The 16,766-nt window shown below is 69.3% G+C and carries 19 protein-coding genes; 11 read left to right on the forward strand and 8 right to left on the reverse strand.

Features of this window, described 5'->3' with window-relative positions; all coding sequences use genetic code 11:
* Positions 1–47: 47 nt before the first annotated feature.
* The 5 genes from BLW41_RS09860 to BLW41_RS09880 all read right to left on the reverse strand — a co-directional run bounded on the left by BLW41_RS09860 (position 48) and on the right by BLW41_RS09880 (position 3,821).
* Positions 48–821: an MIP/aquaporin family protein gene (locus BLW41_RS09860; protein ID WP_177169468.1), complete on the reverse strand. Its 774-nt coding sequence runs from the start codon at positions 819–821 to the stop codon at positions 48–50.
* Between the two features lie 102 nt (positions 822–923).
* Positions 924–1,697 carry an SDR family NAD(P)-dependent oxidoreductase gene (locus tag BLW41_RS09865; protein ID WP_093118631.1) on the reverse strand — a complete coding sequence of 258 codons (774 nt, stop codon included), beginning with the start codon at positions 1,695–1,697 and terminating at the stop codon, positions 924–926.
* Entirely contained in the window at positions 1,684–2,118 is a 435-nt protein-coding gene (locus BLW41_RS09870; RefSeq protein ID WP_093118633.1) for a hypothetical protein, read from the reverse strand. Before BLW41_RS09870 ends, BLW41_RS09865 begins: the two co-directional genes overlap by 14 nt.
* Positions 2,115–2,477 (reverse strand): hypothetical protein, encoded by a 363-nt coding sequence (locus BLW41_RS09875; protein ID WP_093118635.1) that lies wholly within the window; start codon positions 2,475–2,477, stop codon positions 2,115–2,117. Before BLW41_RS09875 ends, BLW41_RS09870 begins: the two co-directional genes overlap by 4 nt.
* A gap of 48 nt (positions 2,478–2,525) precedes the next feature.
* The gene (locus BLW41_RS09880; RefSeq protein ID WP_245689060.1) at positions 2,526–3,821 is read right to left on the reverse strand and encodes an Nramp family divalent metal transporter; all 1,296 of its coding nucleotides are present in this window, start codon (positions 3,819–3,821) and stop codon (positions 2,526–2,528) included.
* Positions 3,822–3,912: 91 nt separating this feature from the next.
* Between BLW41_RS09880 and ygfZ the strand changes: the two genes are divergently transcribed.
* The 6 genes from ygfZ to BLW41_RS09910 all read left to right on the forward strand — a co-directional run bounded on the left by ygfZ (position 3,913) and on the right by BLW41_RS09910 (position 9,186).
* Positions 3,913–4,998: a CAF17-like 4Fe-4S cluster assembly/insertion protein YgfZ gene (ygfZ, locus tag BLW41_RS09885; RefSeq protein WP_093118637.1), complete on the forward strand. Its 1,086-nt coding sequence runs from the start codon at positions 3,913–3,915 to the stop codon at positions 4,996–4,998.
* 10 nt (positions 4,999–5,008) lie between these two features.
* Positions 5,009–6,073 (forward strand): lysophospholipid acyltransferase family protein, encoded by a 1,065-nt coding sequence (locus BLW41_RS09890; RefSeq protein ID WP_143038690.1) that lies wholly within the window; start codon positions 5,009–5,011, stop codon positions 6,071–6,073.
* A gap of 43 nt (positions 6,074–6,116) precedes the next feature.
* Positions 6,117–6,527 (forward strand): hypothetical protein, encoded by a 411-nt coding sequence (locus BLW41_RS09895; RefSeq protein ID WP_143038691.1) that lies wholly within the window; start codon positions 6,117–6,119, stop codon positions 6,525–6,527.
* A 174-nt stretch (positions 6,528–6,701) separates the two neighbouring features.
* A complete protein-coding gene (locus BLW41_RS09900; RefSeq protein ID WP_177169469.1) occupies positions 6,702–7,223 on the forward strand; it encodes a MarR family winged helix-turn-helix transcriptional regulator in 522 nt (173 codons plus the stop codon).
* Positions 7,220–8,797, forward strand: coding sequence for an MFS transporter (locus tag BLW41_RS09905; protein ID WP_093118645.1), 1,578 nt, complete (start codon positions 7,220–7,222; stop codon positions 8,795–8,797). Before BLW41_RS09900 ends, BLW41_RS09905 begins: the two co-directional genes overlap by 4 nt.
* A 59-nt stretch (positions 8,798–8,856) precedes the next feature.
* Positions 8,857–9,186 carry a hypothetical protein gene (locus BLW41_RS09910; RefSeq protein ID WP_143038692.1) on the forward strand — a complete coding sequence of 110 codons (330 nt, stop codon included), beginning with the start codon at positions 8,857–8,859 and terminating at the stop codon, positions 9,184–9,186.
* Positions 9,187–9,259: 73 nt separating this feature from the next.
* Here the strand turns inward: BLW41_RS09910 and BLW41_RS09915 are convergent, their stop codons facing one another.
* Both BLW41_RS09915 and BLW41_RS09920 read right to left on the reverse strand, forming a co-directional pair.
* Positions 9,260–9,550 carry an ATP-dependent Clp protease adaptor ClpS gene (locus BLW41_RS09915; RefSeq protein WP_093118648.1) on the reverse strand — a complete coding sequence of 97 codons (291 nt, stop codon included), beginning with the start codon at positions 9,548–9,550 and terminating at the stop codon, positions 9,260–9,262.
* A 16-nt stretch (positions 9,551–9,566) separates the two neighbouring features.
* Positions 9,567–10,418 (reverse strand): MBL fold metallo-hydrolase, encoded by an 852-nt coding sequence (locus BLW41_RS09920; RefSeq protein ID WP_143038693.1) that lies wholly within the window; start codon positions 10,416–10,418, stop codon positions 9,567–9,569.
* A 24-nt stretch (positions 10,419–10,442) separates the two neighbouring features.
* On the opposite strand from BLW41_RS09920, the gene BLW41_RS09925 reads away from it, so the two are divergent.
* From BLW41_RS09925 to BLW41_RS09935, 3 genes are all read left to right on the forward strand, one after another.
* A complete protein-coding gene (locus tag BLW41_RS09925) occupies positions 10,443–12,440 on the forward strand; it encodes a protein meaA (protein ID WP_093118652.1) in 1,998 nt (665 codons plus the stop codon).
* A 65-nt stretch (positions 12,441–12,505) separates the two neighbouring features.
* Positions 12,506–13,429: an ArgK/MeaB family GTPase gene (locus BLW41_RS09930; protein ID WP_093118654.1), complete on the forward strand. Its 924-nt coding sequence runs from the start codon at positions 12,506–12,508 to the stop codon at positions 13,427–13,429.
* A gap of 238 nt (positions 13,430–13,667) precedes the next feature.
* A complete protein-coding gene (locus BLW41_RS09935) occupies positions 13,668–14,645 on the forward strand; it encodes an LLM class flavin-dependent oxidoreductase (protein WP_093118655.1) in 978 nt (325 codons plus the stop codon).
* On the opposite strand, the gene BLW41_RS09940 is transcribed toward BLW41_RS09935, so the two are convergent.
* Entirely contained in the window at positions 14,642–15,052 is a 411-nt protein-coding gene (locus BLW41_RS09940; RefSeq protein ID WP_143038694.1) for a hypothetical protein, read from the reverse strand. The two genes, BLW41_RS09935 and BLW41_RS09940, sit on opposite strands and share 4 nt — an antisense overlap.
* A 19-nt stretch (positions 15,053–15,071) precedes the next feature.
* On the opposite strand from BLW41_RS09940, the gene BLW41_RS09945 reads away from it, so the two are divergent.
* A complete protein-coding gene (locus BLW41_RS09945) occupies positions 15,072–15,683 on the forward strand; it encodes a hypothetical protein (RefSeq protein ID WP_218138377.1) in 612 nt (203 codons plus the stop codon).
* A gap of 52 nt (positions 15,684–15,735) precedes the next feature.
* A complete protein-coding gene (locus BLW41_RS09950; RefSeq protein ID WP_093118659.1) occupies positions 15,736–16,734 on the forward strand; it encodes a methionyl-tRNA formyltransferase in 999 nt (332 codons plus the stop codon).
* Positions 16,735–16,766: the final 32 nt, after the last annotated feature.

A 16,766-nucleotide genomic window follows, 5' to 3' on the forward strand; every position in this document is an offset into this window, starting at 1 on the left:
GCAGTCTAGGCCGAGCGGCTAGCGAGCGGCGGCCGCCCCGGTGGGCCTTAACGCTTCGCTGCGCGGGCCGGACCGGCGCTAGGTGAGCGCTCCGCTTCCGGCGGCTCGGCGCCGGGGAGCGAGCGCAGCGCCACGCTCAACCCGCAGGCCGCGAGAGCAGCCAACGCCGGGGCCGCCACGTAAACGAGCAGGAACTTGTCGGCCCCTCCGAAGCTCCCCGAAACGAGCGCTGGGCCGAACGCGCGGGCCGGGTTGAGCGAAGAACCGGTGAGCGGTCCGAAGACCATGGCCGCTACACCCAGCGTGCCGCCGAGCCAGAGCGGTCCGGCGCCGAGCTCCCCGCGTGCGCGCTCGGCGAGCTCGATGAACACAAAAACGAGCAGAACCACTGCGATTCCCTCGGCGAGCATCCCGAGCGGTAGGTCTCCGCTCAAGCGTTCGCTGACCGATACCGCCCCCCAATCGAACGGGCGGCCCTCATCGAGCAACAGCAGCTTCGTGAGCAGCGCACCGATCGTCGCCCCCGCCAGCTGACAGACGATGTAGACCGCCGCGTCGGCGCCCCGGATCCGCCTCAGCACCGCCATCGCAAGCGTCACCGCCGGGTTGAGGTGAGCTCCCGAGTAGGGCCGTAGCGCGTAGTACAGGACGGCCAAGCCGAGCGCATGGACTAGCCCAATCACCGACCAGTCGATGAACGGCGAGGGGTTAGTGGCGCTCGGCTCCGCGAGGTACAGCGAGAGGGTCGCGGTGATAAGGAACACCAGCAGGAGCGTGCCGATGAACTCGGCGAGATAAGCAGCGGGTCCACGGTCCTGCAAGGCGCTACCTCCTTGGTCCGGTTTGCTGGTGCGCGGCTCCGGCCGCAGCGGCCGCGGGCAGTCTAGGGGCTTGCGACGATGCTTCGCGGTAAGGCCTTCTATCTACATCGAGAGGCGGTTAGCGACCACCCGCCAAAGTGGTGGCGCCAGCAAACGCAAAAGCGGGACCAGCGCGTAGCCCCGTGGCACGTAGCGTTCAGCGCGCCCGCCGGGGCCGGCGGCGAGGATCGCCGCCGCCACTCGCTCCGGCTTGGAGACGATCAAGCGGGTGATCGGGTTTCGCCGCAGTCCAGTGTGTGGGAAGCCCTCGGTGGCGATGAACCCCGGTAGCACGACACCGACGTGAACTCCGTGCCGGCGTTCCTCTGCGCGCAAAGCTTCGCTCCACCCGATCAGCGCGTGCTTGGACGCCGCATAGGCGCCCTGTCGAGCAAGCGCAATCCGGCCCGCCACCGAAGAGACGTTGACGATCGCGCTAGGCGCCGAAGCGCGCAGCAACGGTAAGAGCGCTTCGGTTAGACGCACCGGCGCCAAGAAGTTGAGCTCGAGCGTGCGCTCGACGTTGGCCGCGCCCCCGCGCTCGCGATCACCGAAGGCCGCACGCCACGCCGCCCCCGCGTTGTTGACGAGCAGATGCAGGGCGCCCTCCGCGTGGCAGCGCTCGGCGATCAACGCGGGCGCTTGCGGAGCGGTCAGGTCGACGGCGAGCGGCACCGCCGAGCCGATCTCCTGCGCCACCGCCTCGAGTCGCTCGCGCCGGCGCGCGACCAGGATCGTCCGCCAACCCTCGGCGGCGAGGCGCCTCGCCGTTGCCGCGCCGATGCCGCTGGAGGCGCCCGTTACGAGCGCCACACGCTGGCGCTCAGCACTCGGCACTGCGCACCAAATCCTCGACCAACCGCACGATCTCGCGCGCCGCACGCGAGCGCGGCACCGCCCGGTCGACACCGAGCTGCGCTGCGCGTTTCGGCAAATCCGCGCGCAGATGCGGGTAGAAGCCAAGGACGGGTGGTGGGCTGCCCGGAGCAGCCCTCTTCGCCGGCACGACCACACCCGGCGTAGGCGCGGGCGTCCCCGTCGCGGGCACCACCGACGGCTGCCCGGCGGCTCCCTCCACCAACCTCTCGAGGTCGACCACCACGGCGTCGAAGCGCTCCATGCCACCCGACCGAAACTCCAACGAGGCCGCCACCGGCTGCAACTCGACGTCGTGCCCGGCCGCCTCGAGCGCTTCTTTCAGACGCGAGGCGAACAACAGGTCGTCGCAGCGGACCGCCACTCGCACTTCGCGTCTCACTGCATGCGCAGACGGGCGAACTCGCGCCTGACCGACTCGGGCCTCCCCCACATCGGCACGACCTCGACGCGGCCGGCGCGCACGTCCCGGACTTCGAGGCGCCCTTTGATGCCCTGTTCGTCGAGCAGGCGCAGGGTCGCCCGTACCGCCGGCACGGCGGCGGCGTGACCGAACTTGTTGGCTACGCGGATCCGAAAGTGGATCCCTTCGCTCGTGTCGGGGATCGCATTCACCTGGGTGAGCAGGGTCGCTGCCTCGACGAAGCGCTCCGGCTCGTCGAGGGCGAGATCCAGCTCCAAGTAACTCCAGTCCTCCGGCAGCGAGGAGACCAGCCTTTGGAACTCGTCGGCCAGCGCCATCGCGCGAAGGGTAGGCGAAAGCGGGCGTACGGCTCGCCCCGGCGTCCCTCAGCCGAAAAGGGTCCGAACGAGCAAGAAGAGGTTCAAAGCGCTAACGAGTGCGGCTACGACGGCCGCCGCCGTCGTCGTCACACGCCCGTTCACGAACTCCCCCATTACCTCGCGGCGCGCGGTGAACACCACCAGCGGGATCAGCGCGAACGGGATTCCGAAGGACAAAACGACCTGACTGATGACGAGCGCACGGGTTGGGTCGAAGCCCGCACCGACCACCGCGAGCGCAGGAGCCATCGTGATCAGGCGACGCAAGGTGAGCGGTATCGAGCGACGGATGAACCCCTGCATGACCACCTGGCCCGCGTAGGTACCCACGCTGGAGCTCGAGGCGCCTGAGGCGAGCAAGGCGACCGCGAACGCGAGCGCCGCACCACCGCCCAGCGCCGCCTCGAAGCCGGCGTGCGCTTGTTCGATCGTCTCGACCTCGGCACGCCCGTGGAACAGGGTTGCGGAGACGATCAACATCGAAGCGTTGACCAAACCGGCGAGCGACATCGCGATCACGACGTCGAGCCGCTCGAAGCGCAATAGCTCGCGGACCTCGTGGCCATCGCGAGGCGGTACCCGATCCTGTGTGAGCGCCGAGTGCAGGTAGATGACGTGCGGCATGACGGTGGCGCCAAGGATGCCGGTGGCCAGCAGAACGCTCTCGGTGTCGTCGAATCCGGGCACCAGGCCGCTCGTCACGGCACCCGGATCGGGGGCGCTCGCGAACATCTCGTAGAGGAAGCCAGCTAGCACAAGCCCGAGCAAGCTCGCGATCGCCAGCTCGAAACGGCGGTAGCCGCGCGTCTGGAGCGCGAGGATCGCGAAGGCAATAACCGCGGTCACCAGAGCTGCTGGAAACAGGGGCATGCCGAACAGCAGGTGCAAGGCGAGCGGTCCGCCGATGAACTCGGCGAGGTCTGTCGCCATCGCCACCAGCTCCGCCTGGATCCAGAGAAACACGACAAGGGGGCGCGGGAGGTTTTCGCGGCAAAGCTCGGGGAGGTTGCGACCGGTCGCGATCCCCACCTTGGCGGACAAGTACTGGACGAGCATCGCCATCAAGTTGGCGCCGACGATCACCCAGAGCAGGAGGAATCCGTACTGCGAGCCGGCAGCGATGTTGGTCGCGAAGTTGCCGGGATCGACGTAGGCAACCGCGGCGACGAAGGCGGGGCCAAGCAGCGCGACCGTCTGGCGAAGCCGCCCACGCGCGCGCAGCCGGGCAAGCGGACTCGGCTCGAGCAGGGTCGTCGCGCCGCCGACCTTGGCCTCTTCCTGTGCGTCGTGGGGGTGCCGCACGCCTATCACTCCCGCCTCCCGCTCCACAGGCGGAGTAGTTTAGACGAATCAAAATTTTTCTTTCGCCATCCGAAAGATCTAGGCTTTAAGAGTGTTCGTTCCCGACCCTCAGCAGTACGCGACGGCCCTCGACGATGCTGGTATCGCGGCCCTTGGCCGACGCGCCTTGTTCGAGGTGCGTGGTCCCGACGCAGCGGAGCTTTTGCAGGGTCAGCTGACCAACGACATCGCCGCGCTTTCAGCGGGTGCAGGCTGTTACGCGCTGCTGCTGACCCATAAGGCGCGGATCCGCGCCGACATGCGCGTGCTTTGCTTCGCCGAGGACGGCAGCCGCTACTTCGTCCTCGAATCGGAGCCGCAAGCGGCCCCGGTGCTACGCCACATGCTCACCCATGCCGCTGTCGGGTTGAACGTCACCTGGCGGGAACTGAGCGAGCAACGCGAGCTCTGGATGGTGGTGGGGCCCTGTACCGATGAGGCGCTCGCGGTCTCGCCCCCCAGCAAGGTCGAGCACTCGCTATGCGTCGCTGATGACGCGTGGCTAGTGCGCACCTACCTCGGGGTCGATCTCTTCGTGCCGAGCGGGGACAGTCCGAATTCGCTGCTTTCGACCGCGCTTCCGACGCTCGAGCGCGACGTGATCGAGTGCTTGCGCATCGAGCACGGCCGGCCTCGACTCGGACTCGAACTAGGGAGCACCACGATGCCGGCGGAGGCCGGCGTGGTAGAGCGTGCAGTGTCGTTTACCAAGGGCTGCTACGTCGGCCAAGAGCCGGTCGCTCGACTTCATTACCGGGGTCGCGCGAACCGGCTGTTGCGGGGTTTGCGTCTGGCATCCGCAGTGGCCACGGGCGCCCCGGTACGCCACGAAGGTCGCGAGGTTGGCCGGGTCGGCTCCTGTGCGCGCTCGCCGCGCTTTGGCGTGATCGGTTTGGCCCTTCTGCGTCGCGAGGTTGAGCCCGGAACGCGCGTGGCCGTCGACGCCTCGGTAACCGACGGGGAATCGGCACCTGCGGGCGCGGAGGCCGCGTCCTCCGTCGCCAGCGTGACCGTCAGCGCCGAGGTCTCGACACTGCCCTTTACCTTGCCGAGCACGCCGGCCGAGGCGCCCGCCGAGAGCCAAGGTGGCGACCGTCGTCGGCCGCAAGGCGCTTGCGCGCAGCCGCCGCCGGGGTAGCATCGCGACGATGGCCACGGGAGGGGCACGCGGGCGGCGCACGCAAAACGCTCGGCGACGCCGTGCAACGGCGCGCGTAGGTGGGCTCAGCGCGACTGGACCGCTGCTCGGCAGCGGTCAGCTCACGCTGGAGGCAGGAACCGAGCGTTTGCGGCCGGCGCAGCCGGCCTTCGACATCCATCACGACGCGCTCGAGATGCCGGTCGAGGCGCCCTCGGGCGGACCACTCGCGGCACCGCCAGAGCCAGATCTGCGCACTCTGCGTCGGCTCTTGCCGCGCCCGGATCCCGAACGGCAGATCGACGACTGGGGTCGTTCAGAACGGGTGGTCTCAGCGTTCGCGCCACTCCTCGACTTCTACTACCGGTACTGGTTCCGGGTCGACGTGCGCGGAATCGAGAACGTTCCCGCGGAGGGCGGGGCGCTGTTGGTAGCCAACCACTCGGGCGCACTGCCGCCCGACGCGCCGATGGTCATGCGGGCGATCCAGCACGAGCATCCCCGCCCACGGCCTCTCTACATGCTCGGCGAGCACTGGTTCAAGGGCTACCCGATGGTCGGCATGCTCGCCAACAAGCTCGGGCTGGTAGCCGCGCACCCCGCCAACGCGCGTCGTTTGCTGCGCGACGAGCAGCGCCTGGTGATCGTCTTCCCCGAGGGGCAAAAGGGCACGCGCAAGGTGCTCTGGCAGCGCTACCGCTTGCGACGCTTCGGGCGCGGAGGTTTCGTGCGGACGGCGATCTTGTCGGGCGTGCCGATCGTGCCGGTGGCGGTCGTCGGCGCCGAGGAGGCAATGCCGATCTTCGCCCATGTGCCCTTCCTGCAGCGCCTCACCGGGCTCATCTACTTCCCGATCAATCACGCCTTCCCTCACTTCGGACTCGCTGCCGCGCTGATGTACCTGCCGGCGAAGTTCAAGATCCACTTCTTGGAGCCGGTCGACATGTCGCAGTACGGACCCGAGGACGCCGATGACGCCGCCTTCGTCCAGCACTTGGCGGAGCGCATCCGAGCGCGGATCCAACGCGAGCTCGATCGCATGCTGCGCGAGCGGCGATCGGTGTGGCTGGGTTGAAGGGGGAACCTGGGTTAGGGTTGCCAGTGCGGGGAGTGGTGCGGTGAAGACGGCGATCGTTAGGGCGGTGACGGTGGTGGCGGCGGCCGGGGTGCTAGCTGCCTGCGGCAGCGAGCGCTGGGCGAACAAACCGCGGCCGCCGGTACCGGTGGTGTTGACGGGCGTCGTCGCGCGCGACGGTACGAGCGTCTCCCCCGCGCGCGTCGGCGGCGGTCCGGTCGAGATCGTCGTTTCGAACCAGACGCGCAGTCCTCAGACCGTGACCCTCGAGGGCGACCGCGTCCGCGAGCGCACCGGGCCGATCATCCCTGGCGGTACCGGCACCCTGCGCGCCGAGCTCGACCCGGGCACGTATCTCGTCACCGCCAGCCCGGGCGGGGGCGCTCGCGCCTCAGCGCGGATCGTCGTCGGTCGACGCCGGGGCGATTCGAGCGACCAGCTGCTGTTGCCCTAACCGCGTCCGATTCGCCGGCGCTGCGCCGCTCGCCGGTCGTGTGCCCGACCATCGGTGACCGCACCGGCGGGCCCTAGCCGCACCCACCGGTCGCACCCACCGGTCGCGCCCGCGGTCGCGCCCGGCCGGCCCCTGGCGACAGCCCTGATCGACTTCGCTACGATGCTTGCTTGCGTGCAAGCAAATGCGTCGACTACAGGCGCTCGCCTACCCGACCAGGGTTGCTCTCGCAGCGCCACGGCAACCGCGACGCTCAGCGAGGAGGCGCTGCTGGCACGTGGGCTCGGTCGCCTGCTCACGCGCCTGCTGCAAGAGGGTCAATCGCAACTGCTGGCGTACGCCGACCGCCTCGAGCTCTCGCTGACGCAGATCAAGTGCCTTGGCGTGCTCGCCGCGAGCACCACGGAGCCGTCGCTCAAGGAGGTCTCCGAACGGCTCGGCCTGTCGCTCGCAGCAACCAGTCGTGCCGCTGACGGCCTGGTCCGGCGCGGACTCGTTGAACGCGAGGAGGACCCCGGCGACCGGCGCGCCCGCAGGCTGCGTCTGAGCAGCGCCGGGGCGCGCGCCTGGCAGGAGTTTTGTGGGCTGCGACAGGCCTCGCTCGAGCGCTACGTCCGCGAGCTCCGACCGCCCGAGCGCGAGGCACTGCGGGAGGCACTCGTCGCACTCGGTCTCATCGGGAAGGAGGAAGAGTGACCAGGTTGCTACCGACGCTCCACGACGGCAACCGCCGCTGGTGGACGCTCGGCGCGATGTGCTTCGCGCTCTTCATGGTCATGCTCGACAACACCGTCGTGAACGTCGCGCTGCCCTCGATCCAGCGGGAGCTGCGGGCCTCGCTGGCGGGACTCGAATGGACCGTGAACGCTTACACGCTCACCTTCGCGGTCCTGCTCGTAACGGGCGGACGCCTGGGCGACATCCTCGGGCGCCGACGGGTGTTCCTCGCCGGCGTCGTTGTCTTCGCTGCGTCGAGCGCCGCCATCGGGGTGTCGCCGAACCAGGCGGCGCTGGTCGCGGGACGCGCGGTCCAAGGCGTTGGCGCCGCGCTGATGATGCCGGGGACGCTGTCGATCATCTCCAGCGTCTTCCCGCCGGAGGAGCGCGGGCGTGCGATCGGCACCTGGGCCGGCGTCTCTGGGCTCGCGCTGGCGATCGGGCCGGTCGTGGGCGGTGCCCTCACCGAGTACGTCTCCTGGCGCGCGATCTTCTTCCTGAACCTGCCAGTCGCGGTTGGCGCGATCGTGGTCACCTTGTTCGCAGCCCCGGAGTCGCGCGACGAGAGCACTCAACACCGCATCGACTACCTGGGCATCGCGACTCTCTCGCTTGGCCTGAGCGCGCTCGTGCTCGCGCTCGTCGAGGGCAACGCCTGGGGCTGGGGCTCCGCTCGCATCGTCGCCCTGCTCGTGACCGCGGCGGTGGGACTCGCCGCGTTCGTCGTAGTCGAGCGGCGCGCCGCGGAACCGATGGTCGACTTCCGCTTTTTCCGCTCGCGGACGTTCCTGGGCGCCAACGCTGTGGCGTTCATCGTGTCGTTCGCGATGCTCGCGATGTTCTTCTTCCTCGCCCTCTACATGCAGAACATCCTCGGATACTCCGCTGTCGAAGCGGGCGTGCGCTTCTTGCCGTCGACCCTGATGATCATCCTCGTCGCACCGATTGCTGGGCGGCTGGCAGACCGCATCGGCCCGCGCTGGTTGATAGCGGTGGGTCTCAGCCTGGTCGGCACAGCGATGCTGCTTTTGACCGGGCTCCGCGTCGACACCGGCTACGGCCACTTGCTGCCGCCGTTCATGCTGATGGGAGTCGGTATCGCGCTGACGATGTCACCGATGTCGACGGCTGCTATGAACTCGGTTGCCGTCGAGAAGGCCGGTGTCGCTTCGGGCATTCTCTCGATGAACCGGATGGTCGGCGGTACCTTCGGCGTCGCCGCCCTCGGTGCGCTCTTTCAACACCTGGCTCGCAACCGACTCGGGGAGCTGTTGGCCGGTAGCGGCTTGCCGCCGAGTTTGCGAGAGGAGCTCGTGCGTCACCTCGGCTCCGCGCAGGAGCGCATGGGCAGCGCCGATCCCGTGCTCGCCGCCCGCGTCGGGCGCGCCGCCTCGGAGGCCTTCGTGTACGCGCTAAGCGGTGGCATGTGGCTCTCGGCGTCGCTCGCCTTCTCCGGGGCCGTGGTCGCGCTGCTTTTGATCGCTCCCGGTCGCATCGGTCACGGTTCGGGGGACACACGCGAGCTCGCAGCCGCCGAAACCTTCGCCGGCTGAGCGGCCCCAGCCGCTCGAGGGTGCGCACCGCCGGCGCTTCCCGATACGATCCCCGCGCCGTGCTCGTCGAGATCAAGTGGCATGCCAATACCTTCCGGGGCGATGAGCTCGAGGCTCATCTCAAGCGGTTGGCACCGCTGGCGCTTGAGTATGGAGCCCGCTGGTGGCTGCTCTACCGCGCGCTCGAGGCTGGACTCGACTTCGTCCAGCTCGCCGAGTTCGATCGCAAGGAGGACTTCGACCGCTACTGGTACTCGGACGAGGTCGGGGCGATCCGTGAGCGGGCACTCGGCACTTTCCAGGTGCCGTTAATACCGAGCTTCCACCAGGTGGTCGGTCGCGGCGAGCTGCACTCGCCGGAAGAGCTCCTCACCCAGCGCAGCGAGTAGCGACCGCAACGCGTGGCCGGATGAAGCCGGTGAGCGGGTGCCGCCGGCAGTCAGCGCCCCGAGAGCCGCGCTCTCAGCCTTGCTCGAGCGGCGCCATCGTCAAGCCCGCCGCGCGCAGCTGTTCCCAATACAGCTCAGCGGGCTCGCGCGGGCCCGACCAAACGGTCGCGCGGCCGGTGTTGTGGATCTTGTGGGCAAGCGCCATCCCGCGCTCGTAACTGACGCCCGGAAGAACGCGCGATAGCGCCCGCGCCACCCCGTCGAACGTGTTGTGATCGTCGTTCAGCACCACCACGTGCCAGTTGTCGTCGATCCCGCTGCCGGGACCACGGGTCGATGAGCGCTCGATCACAAGCGTCGCCAAGGCTCCCCTCCTTTCGCTACGGACGTGACTCCTTCACCTCCGCGCGCTTGCGCCAATAACGCTCGAGGCCCAAGTACAGATGGTCGAGCGGCGCAGCTTTTTCAAGTCTTACCAAGGTTTCGGGCCTGAGGACGCGTCGCAGACGCTCCTGCAGGACTCTCTGGAAGGCTTCGCGAGTACACCGCTGAGCGAGTTCGGCGAGCTCCGCCAGAGATGCCCGGACGCGCGCCAGGTGATCCCCTACCTCGGGTGCCTCGACGACACCGAAGTGGGTGAGTGCGAGCGCTGCCGGCTCTCTGGCGGCCAGCTGGTCGAGCGTCTCGAACCAGCGCTCGAGGTCGATCTCCGGGGGCGGCGTCGGTGCCACGACGTGCTCGTCAGGTGGAATCCTCACCCCCGCGACATCGCCGACGTAGGCGGTGCCGGTCAGGCGATCGTGGTAGACAACGTGGTGCCACGCGTGGCCCGGCGCGTAGTCGACGTCGAAGCGGCCCACGCGTTCCCCGCCCTTAAGCGCGACGATGCGCGCTTCGGGTACCGGCTCGACGCGGCCAAAAAGGAGCCCCAGTCCCGGCCCGTAGAGACGCTCCGCGCTCGCCAAAAGGCGCGTCGGGTCGACCAGGTGGGGCGCACCCCGCTCGTGCACGTAGACGCGGAGCTCGGGGAACAGCGAACAGAGCGTGCCGCAAGCGCCGGCGTGGTCGAGATGGATGTGAGTGAGCAGGACCGCCGTCGGCTCACCCGGTAGCTGCGCGAGCAGGCGCTCTACGCAAGACGCGGGCCCCGGGTCGATCACCATGCCGTCGACCCAGTAGGCCGCGATTACCCGCTGCTCGCCACCGAAGCACAGGTCGATCGGCCGAGACACGCTCGCGACCTTACAATCCGGCCGATGAGCGAGCGCGCGCACCGCCTTCCGGAACCGGACAAGCCCTGGTTGATGCGCACCTACGCGGGCTACGGGACGGCCCGCGAGTCGAACGCTCTCTACCGCCGCAACCTGGCGAAGGGGCAGACGGGGCTCTCCGTCGCTTTCGATCTGCCCACGCAAACCGGCTACGACCCAGATCACGAACTGGCGCGTGGCGAGGTCGGAAAGGTCGGCGTCTCGATCGCCCACAAAGGCGACATGCATGCGCTGTTCGAAGGCATTCCGCTGGACCGCATGAACACCTCGATGACGATCAACGCAACGGCGCCCTGGCTGCTCGCGCTGTACATCACGGTGGCCGAGGAGCAGGGCGTCGACCGCAGGGTCCTGCAGGGAACCACGCAGAACGACATCCTCAAGGAGTTCCTATCCCGCGGCACCTACGCGTTCCCGCCGGAGCCTTCGATGCGGCTGACGGCCGACACGATCGCGTTCTGCGTCGAGCAAGTGCCGAAGTGGAACCCGATCAACATCTGCTCCTACCACCTGCAAGAAGCCGGCGCAACACCGGTCCAAGAGATCGCCTACTCGCTCTCGAACGCGATCGCCGTGCTCGACCGGGTCCGCGAGCGGGTTGCCGAGGAGACCTTCCCGCGCGTCTTCGGGCGCATCTCGTTCTTCGTCAACGCCGGTATTCGCTTCATCGAGGAGCACGCGAAGCTGCGTGCAATGGCGGCGCTGTGGCGCGAGATCGGACGCGAGCGCTATGGGGTGACGGAGGAAAAGTACCTGCGCTTCCGCTACGGCGTGCAGGTGAACTCCCTAGGGCTGACGGAGCAGCAGCCCGAGAACAACATCATCCGCATCGTGCTCGAGGCCCTGGCCGTTACGCTCGGCCGCAACGCCCGTGCACGCGCGATCCAGCTGCCCGCCTGGAACGAAGCGCTCGGCCTCCCCCGGCCCTGGGATCAGCAGTGGTCGCTGCGGATCCAGCAGATCCTCGCGTACGAGACCGACCTGCTCGAGTATCCCGACATCTTCGAGGGTTCGCGCGTCATGGATGGCTTGGTCGAAGAGCTGATCGAGGGTGCGCGGGCGGAGATGGCGGTCGTAGCCGAGCGCGGCGGCGCGGTCGAGGCCGTGCCTTACATGAAGGGGCGGCTGGTGGAGTCGCACCGCGAGCGGATGCGCCGGATCGAGACCGGGGAGCTCAAGGTCGTCGGTCTGAACTGCTTCACCGAGGCCGAGCCCTCGCCGCTCCAGCAAGACCAGGACGGCGGCATCCTGCGCGTCGATCCGCAGGTCGAGCGCGAGGCCATCGAAGCGGTGCGCGCCTGGCGCTCGCGGCGTCAACAGGACGCGGTCGAGCGGGCGCTCGAGGCGCTGCGCGAGGCGGCCCTTGACCCCTCCCGCAACACCATGGCGCCCTCGATCGAAGCGGCGCGCGTGGGCGTCACCACCGGCGAGTGGGCACAGGCTCTGCGTGACGTCTTCGGGGAGTACCGAGCACCGACCGGGGTCGCCGACGCCGCCGCGGTCGAACTGGAGCTTGAGACGCTCGCATCCGTGAGGGAGCGTGTGGAGCGTGTTTCCGAGGCGCTCGGCCGCCGCCTCAAGATGCTGGTCGGCAAGCCAGGGCTTGACGGTCACTCGAACGGGGCGGAGCAGATCGCCGTGCGTGCCCGCGACGTCGGCATGGACGTCGTCTACGAGGGGATCCGCCTGACCCCCGCGCGGATCGCGCAAGCGGCCGTGCAGGAGGGGGTGCACGTAGTCGGCCTCTCGATTCTCTCCGGCTCGCACCTGGAGCTGATCCCCGAGGTGCTGCGGGAGCTACGGGAAGCTGGCAGCGACGCACCGGTGGTGGTCGGCGGGATCATTCCCCCCGACGACGCCGAGCGCTTGAAGGAGCTCGGCGTGGCGCGCGTCTACACGCCCAAAGATTTCGAGCTGACGCGCATCATGGGCGAGATCGTCGACCTCGTAGCCGAGCACTACGGGGTCGCGGCGGCGGCTTGACTATCACGCGCGGAGCGAGCGCCCGGGGCCAGGAGCGGAAGGTCCGGGAGCTAGCTCGCCGGCTTTTGGCCCACGATACGAGGGCCGCACCGGCCGTCCTTAACATCATCGAAGAGCGCTCGCCACAGGGTCGCGCACGCGCCGAGCTGCTGCTGGCGGAGATCGCCCGCGCGCTCGACCCCCAGGCGAGCGGCGCGGTGATCGGCGTTACCGGTCCACCGGGGGCCGGCAAGTCCACGCTCCTCTCGGCACTAGTGCGCGAGTGGCGCAAGCGGGGTCGCACCGTCGCGGTGCTGGCGGTCGATCCCTCTTCGCGGCGGTCGGGCGGGGCCCTGCTCGGCGATCGCGCGCGCATCGACCACGACCCACGCGACCCGGGCGTGCTGATCCGATCAACCGCTGCTGGCGGTCGGCTGGGCGGGGTCGCGCCGTCGACCAACGCTGCCGCCGAGGCGATGGCGGCCTGCTTCGACATCGTGGTCGTGGAGACCGTCGGCGTTGGCCAATCGGAAACCGACGTCGAGGATCTAGCGGACGTCGTGGTGCTGGTGGTGCAACCGGGGTCCGGCGACGTCTTGCAGTTCCTGAAGGCCGGGATCATGGAGGTCCCCGACCTGCTGGTCGTAACCAAGGCCGACCTCGGTGCACCAGCGCGTCGCGCCCGCCAGGACCTCGAGCAGGCGCTCGCTGCGCTCGGCGCTTCGACCATCCCGGTGCTGGAGGTCTCAGCGCTGCCCCCCGGGCGCGGGATCGTCGAGCTGGCGGACGCTATCGACCAGCGCCTGCAGACGGTCGATCGGCGCGCGCGCCGCCTAGGCGGTCGGCGCGCCGCCGCCGTGCGCGAATTCCGCAGCGAATACGGGGAGCGCGCGCTGCGGGCGCTCGGTGGCGAACGCGCCGCGCTCGAGCGACTCGCTCGCGAGTCGCCGCACGCTACGCTGCCGGAGTTGGTCGCGACGCTCGCGCGCGCAGCAGGAGTCGAGCCCTGACCGAAAGCCGACCGCACCGAGACTCGCCAGACCCAGCCGCGGCCACCGCGCGCCGTTCGGGCGCTGCGCGAGCGCTGCTGCGCACGCTCGCGCTGCCGCTGCTGGCGTTCGCCATAGCGACGGCGATCGCCCTGGCGCTAGGTGCCGCCAACCTCGGCACCGCGGCGACCATTGGACAGCTCGTGTTCGCAGCGACACTGGTGGCCTCGCTGCTCGGCTGGACGGATAGGCTGCGCCCATGACACTTGGCGCTTTCGTATCACCCGGTCGCTCGCTCGAGCGGACCCTCGAGCGCGTCGAGCTCGCCGACCGCCTCGGCTTCTCCGCGATCTTCACGACCCACATCGCGAGCTACGACTCGCTGACTGTGCTGATGGCGTACGCCGCTCGCAGCCGCCACGCACGGCTCGGCACCGGTGTGCTGCCGATCTACTCGCGGACACCTGTGGCCTGTGCGCAGCAAGCGGTAACGGTCGACGCCTTCTCCGGCGGCCGCCTCGTGCTCGGACTCGGCGTGTCACACGCGCCCATCGTCGAGGGTTGGTACGGGCAAAAGATCGACCGTCCGGTGGGCGACATGCGCCAGTACGCAGGCGTGGTGCGAGCGATCCTGCGCGGCGAAGAGCCGCCAACGAGCGACCGTTTTCCCACATCCTTCCGCTTCGCCGGTGTCGATCCCCGACCAGAGGTGCCGATCTACCTAGCCGCCCTGTCGCCGCGCATGCTGCGCCTCGCCGGGGAGATCGCCGACGGCGTGGTGCTGTGGTTGTGCGTGCCCGAGTACGTCGCGTCGACCGTGGTGCCAGAGATCCGCGCTGGCGCCGAGCGCGCCGGTCGCGATCCGCAGTCGATCGCGATCGTCGCCGCGGTACCCGCGGCCGTTACCGACGACCGAGAAGCCGCTGCCGAGCGCTTGCGCAACGACCTCATCCCCTACTTCTCGCTCCCCTTCTACCGGGCGATGCTCGAGCGCTCGGGGTTCGGGGACGAACTCGCCGCCTTCGATCGAGCGCTCTCGGATGGCGGTCCCGCCAAGGCGGCAGCCGCGATCTCCGATCGCTTCGTCGGTGCCCTGGCGGCAATCGGGTCGGCCGAGGAAGCTCGCGCCGTCGTCGCGCGCTACGCCCAAGCGGGCGCGACGCTGCCGTGCGTGGGGCCGATCCCCGGCACCGAGTTCACCTCGACGCTCGAGGCGCTCGCTCCGAACCGGCGCTAGCGCAAGCCCTCGATCCGCCAGCCGTCGGCGAGGCGGCGGAAGACGATGATGTCGCGCACCGGCGGCTCGCCCGCGGCGCGGGAGCGAACGACCGCGGTAGCGAGACCCCCGCGTATGGCGATCGACTCGATTCGAATCTGCGGGTCACGCAAGCCATTCGCCGTAGCCGCGACGAAGCGTGCGCAGTTGGCGCCACCCGCGCGCGCCCGTGCTGCCGGGGTGAAAAGACGGTCGCAGATTTCCCCCCAATCGCCGTTGCGCGCGGCCGCCGCAAGCTCCGCCACGACGGCTGCCACGGCGTTGGCTTCTGGCGATGCCGGCGGCGGTTCGGTATCCCGTCCGATCGAGCAGCCGCCGGCCGCCAACGCGAGCGCGGCCGCGAACAGGCGAGCGCGGAGCGTCGTCATTCGGCGAGCGGGCAGCATAATGGGGCTGATGGAAGGTTCGGCCCGAGAGTCGGTCGGCACGCTTTCGAGCTGGCTGCGCTGCTACCGCTGCTGGTCACGCAACCTCGAAGTGCAGGTGCACTACGAGGGAATCCTGAAGATCGATCCGGAGACCGGCGAAGCCGAGGATCCGGTCGAAGAGGTCCAGGAAGCGGTCGTTCAGTGCCTCGACTGCATGCACGATCAGCCACATTTGAGCCTCGCCTTTTACGAGATCGACGGCCGGCGAGTAAGCCGTCTCGAACCCGTCGAGGATCGTTGGGAGCGACTCGTCACGGGCACGCCCTGGGTTGCCTCCTGCACGGTCACGGTCGACGCCGACGAGGTCGAGACGTGCTCGGGCCCGGAGGCCGCAGAGTCGCTGGCGTATGCGGCTTTCGGTGACTACGGCACACGCGAGTTCTTCACCCACGTTCGCTTCCACAAGCACGAGGACGACAAGATCGTGGTGCACCTGCTCGTCGAGCTCTATGCGCGCTCCGCCGAGGAGGCCACACAGGTGCTGGAGCAGGCTGCACGAGGCCCGCTGGCGATCACCTCCCTGGCTGAGGAGTCGCGACCGCCGGCGGCGAGCGGCGAGAGCCCTCACTAGCGGCGTGCAGCGAGCGGCCTCGGCGCACGCTTCGGTCGTCCCCTAGCGGACGATGTCGAGACCGCCGGAGCAAGCGGCGGTGCGAGCCGCCGACGCTGCGGACCGGGCCACGCCGCGTCTCGTGCTGATCGCCGAGGAGGCGGCCGGGGCGCGAGTACTCAGGCTGCTCACAGAGCGACAGCTGTTGCCCCTCACCGTGCTCACCGACGGGGTGGGAGCGCCCTCCGAAGGTCTCGCTCCGGTAGCTCGCTTGGCCCGGCTTCACGGCTTGCCGCTGATGCCCGCCCTTCGTGCACGCGAAGGCGCATTCGCTGAGTGGCTCGAGCGGCAACGGGTGGACCTCCTGTTGAACGTGCACTCGCTGCACGTGCTGCCGCGGGAGGTGGTGGAGGCGCCGCGGATCGGCGCCCTCAACCTGCACCCTGGACCGCTCCCTGAGCTCGCCGGCCTGAACGCACCGAGCTGGGCAATCTTCATGCGCCGCCCCGAGCACGGAGTCACGCTGCACTGGATGGACGCCGCGATCGACGCCGGTCCCGTGGCTTACGAGGAGCGCTTTGCCCTGACCGGGCAGGAGCGCGCCTTCCAACTGGCGGCCCGCTGCGCTGAGCTCGGTGTCGGGTTGATCGCACGCCTACTCGACGATCTCGAAGCTGGCCGCCCGCTGCCTCGCCACGCCCAGGACCGCGCTCGCCGTCGCCTGCTTCCGCCCGCCCCACCCGAAGGGACGGAGCTCGTTTGGGAGCGCCCCGCCCGTGACCTTGAGGCACTCGTGCGCGCCTGCGACTGGGGGCCGTTCGCGTCCCCGTGGGGTCACGCCTGGACGCGCTTGCCGGACGGTCGGCAAATCGCGGTGCTGCGCGCACGCGCCGTCGAGAAACCAATCGGCGCCCCCACCGCCGCGCCGCCGGGAACGGTCCTCGCCGTTACCGATCGCTGCGCGCTGGTCGCAGCGGGTCGCGACGTGCTCGAGCTCTCCCGGGTGCAGATCGACGGCCGCCTTGTAGAGGCCGGACAGGCGCTGAGAGCAGGCGACGTGCTCGGCGTCTAGGCACACTCTCGGAGCGCCGATGGCGACACCGA

The organism is Thermoleophilum album, assembly GCF_900108055.1.
Taxonomy (GTDB): domain Bacteria; phylum Actinomycetota; class Thermoleophilia; order Solirubrobacterales; family Thermoleophilaceae; genus Thermoleophilum; species Thermoleophilum album.

What these genes read in the sequence shown, in the direction of transcription:
- BLW41_RS09875 (WP_093118635.1), bottom strand. Translation starts at nt 2,477, where the DNA reads ATGGCGCTGGCCGACGAGTTCCAAAGGCTGGTCTCCTCGCTGCCGGAG.
- BLW41_RS09890 (WP_143038690.1), top strand. Translation starts at nt 5,009, where the DNA reads ATGGCCACGGGAGGGGCACGCGGGCGGCGCACGCAAAACGCTCGGCGA.
- BLW41_RS09925 (WP_093118652.1), top strand. Translation starts at nt 10,443, where the DNA reads ATGAGCGAGCGCGCGCACCGCCTTCCGGAACCGGACAAGCCCTGGTTG.
- BLW41_RS09935 (WP_093118655.1), top strand. Translation starts at nt 13,668, where the DNA reads ATGACACTTGGCGCTTTCGTATCACCCGGTCGCTCGCTCGAGCGGACC.
- BLW41_RS09940 (WP_143038694.1), bottom strand. Translation starts at nt 15,052, where the DNA reads ATGACGACGCTCCGCGCTCGCCTGTTCGCGGCCGCGCTCGCGTTGGCG.
- BLW41_RS09945 (WP_218138377.1), top strand. Translation starts at nt 15,072, where the DNA reads ATGGGGCTGATGGAAGGTTCGGCCCGAGAGTCGGTCGGCACGCTTTCG.
- BLW41_RS09950 (WP_093118659.1), top strand. Translation starts at nt 15,736, where the DNA reads ATGTCGAGACCGCCGGAGCAAGCGGCGGTGCGAGCCGCCGACGCTGCG.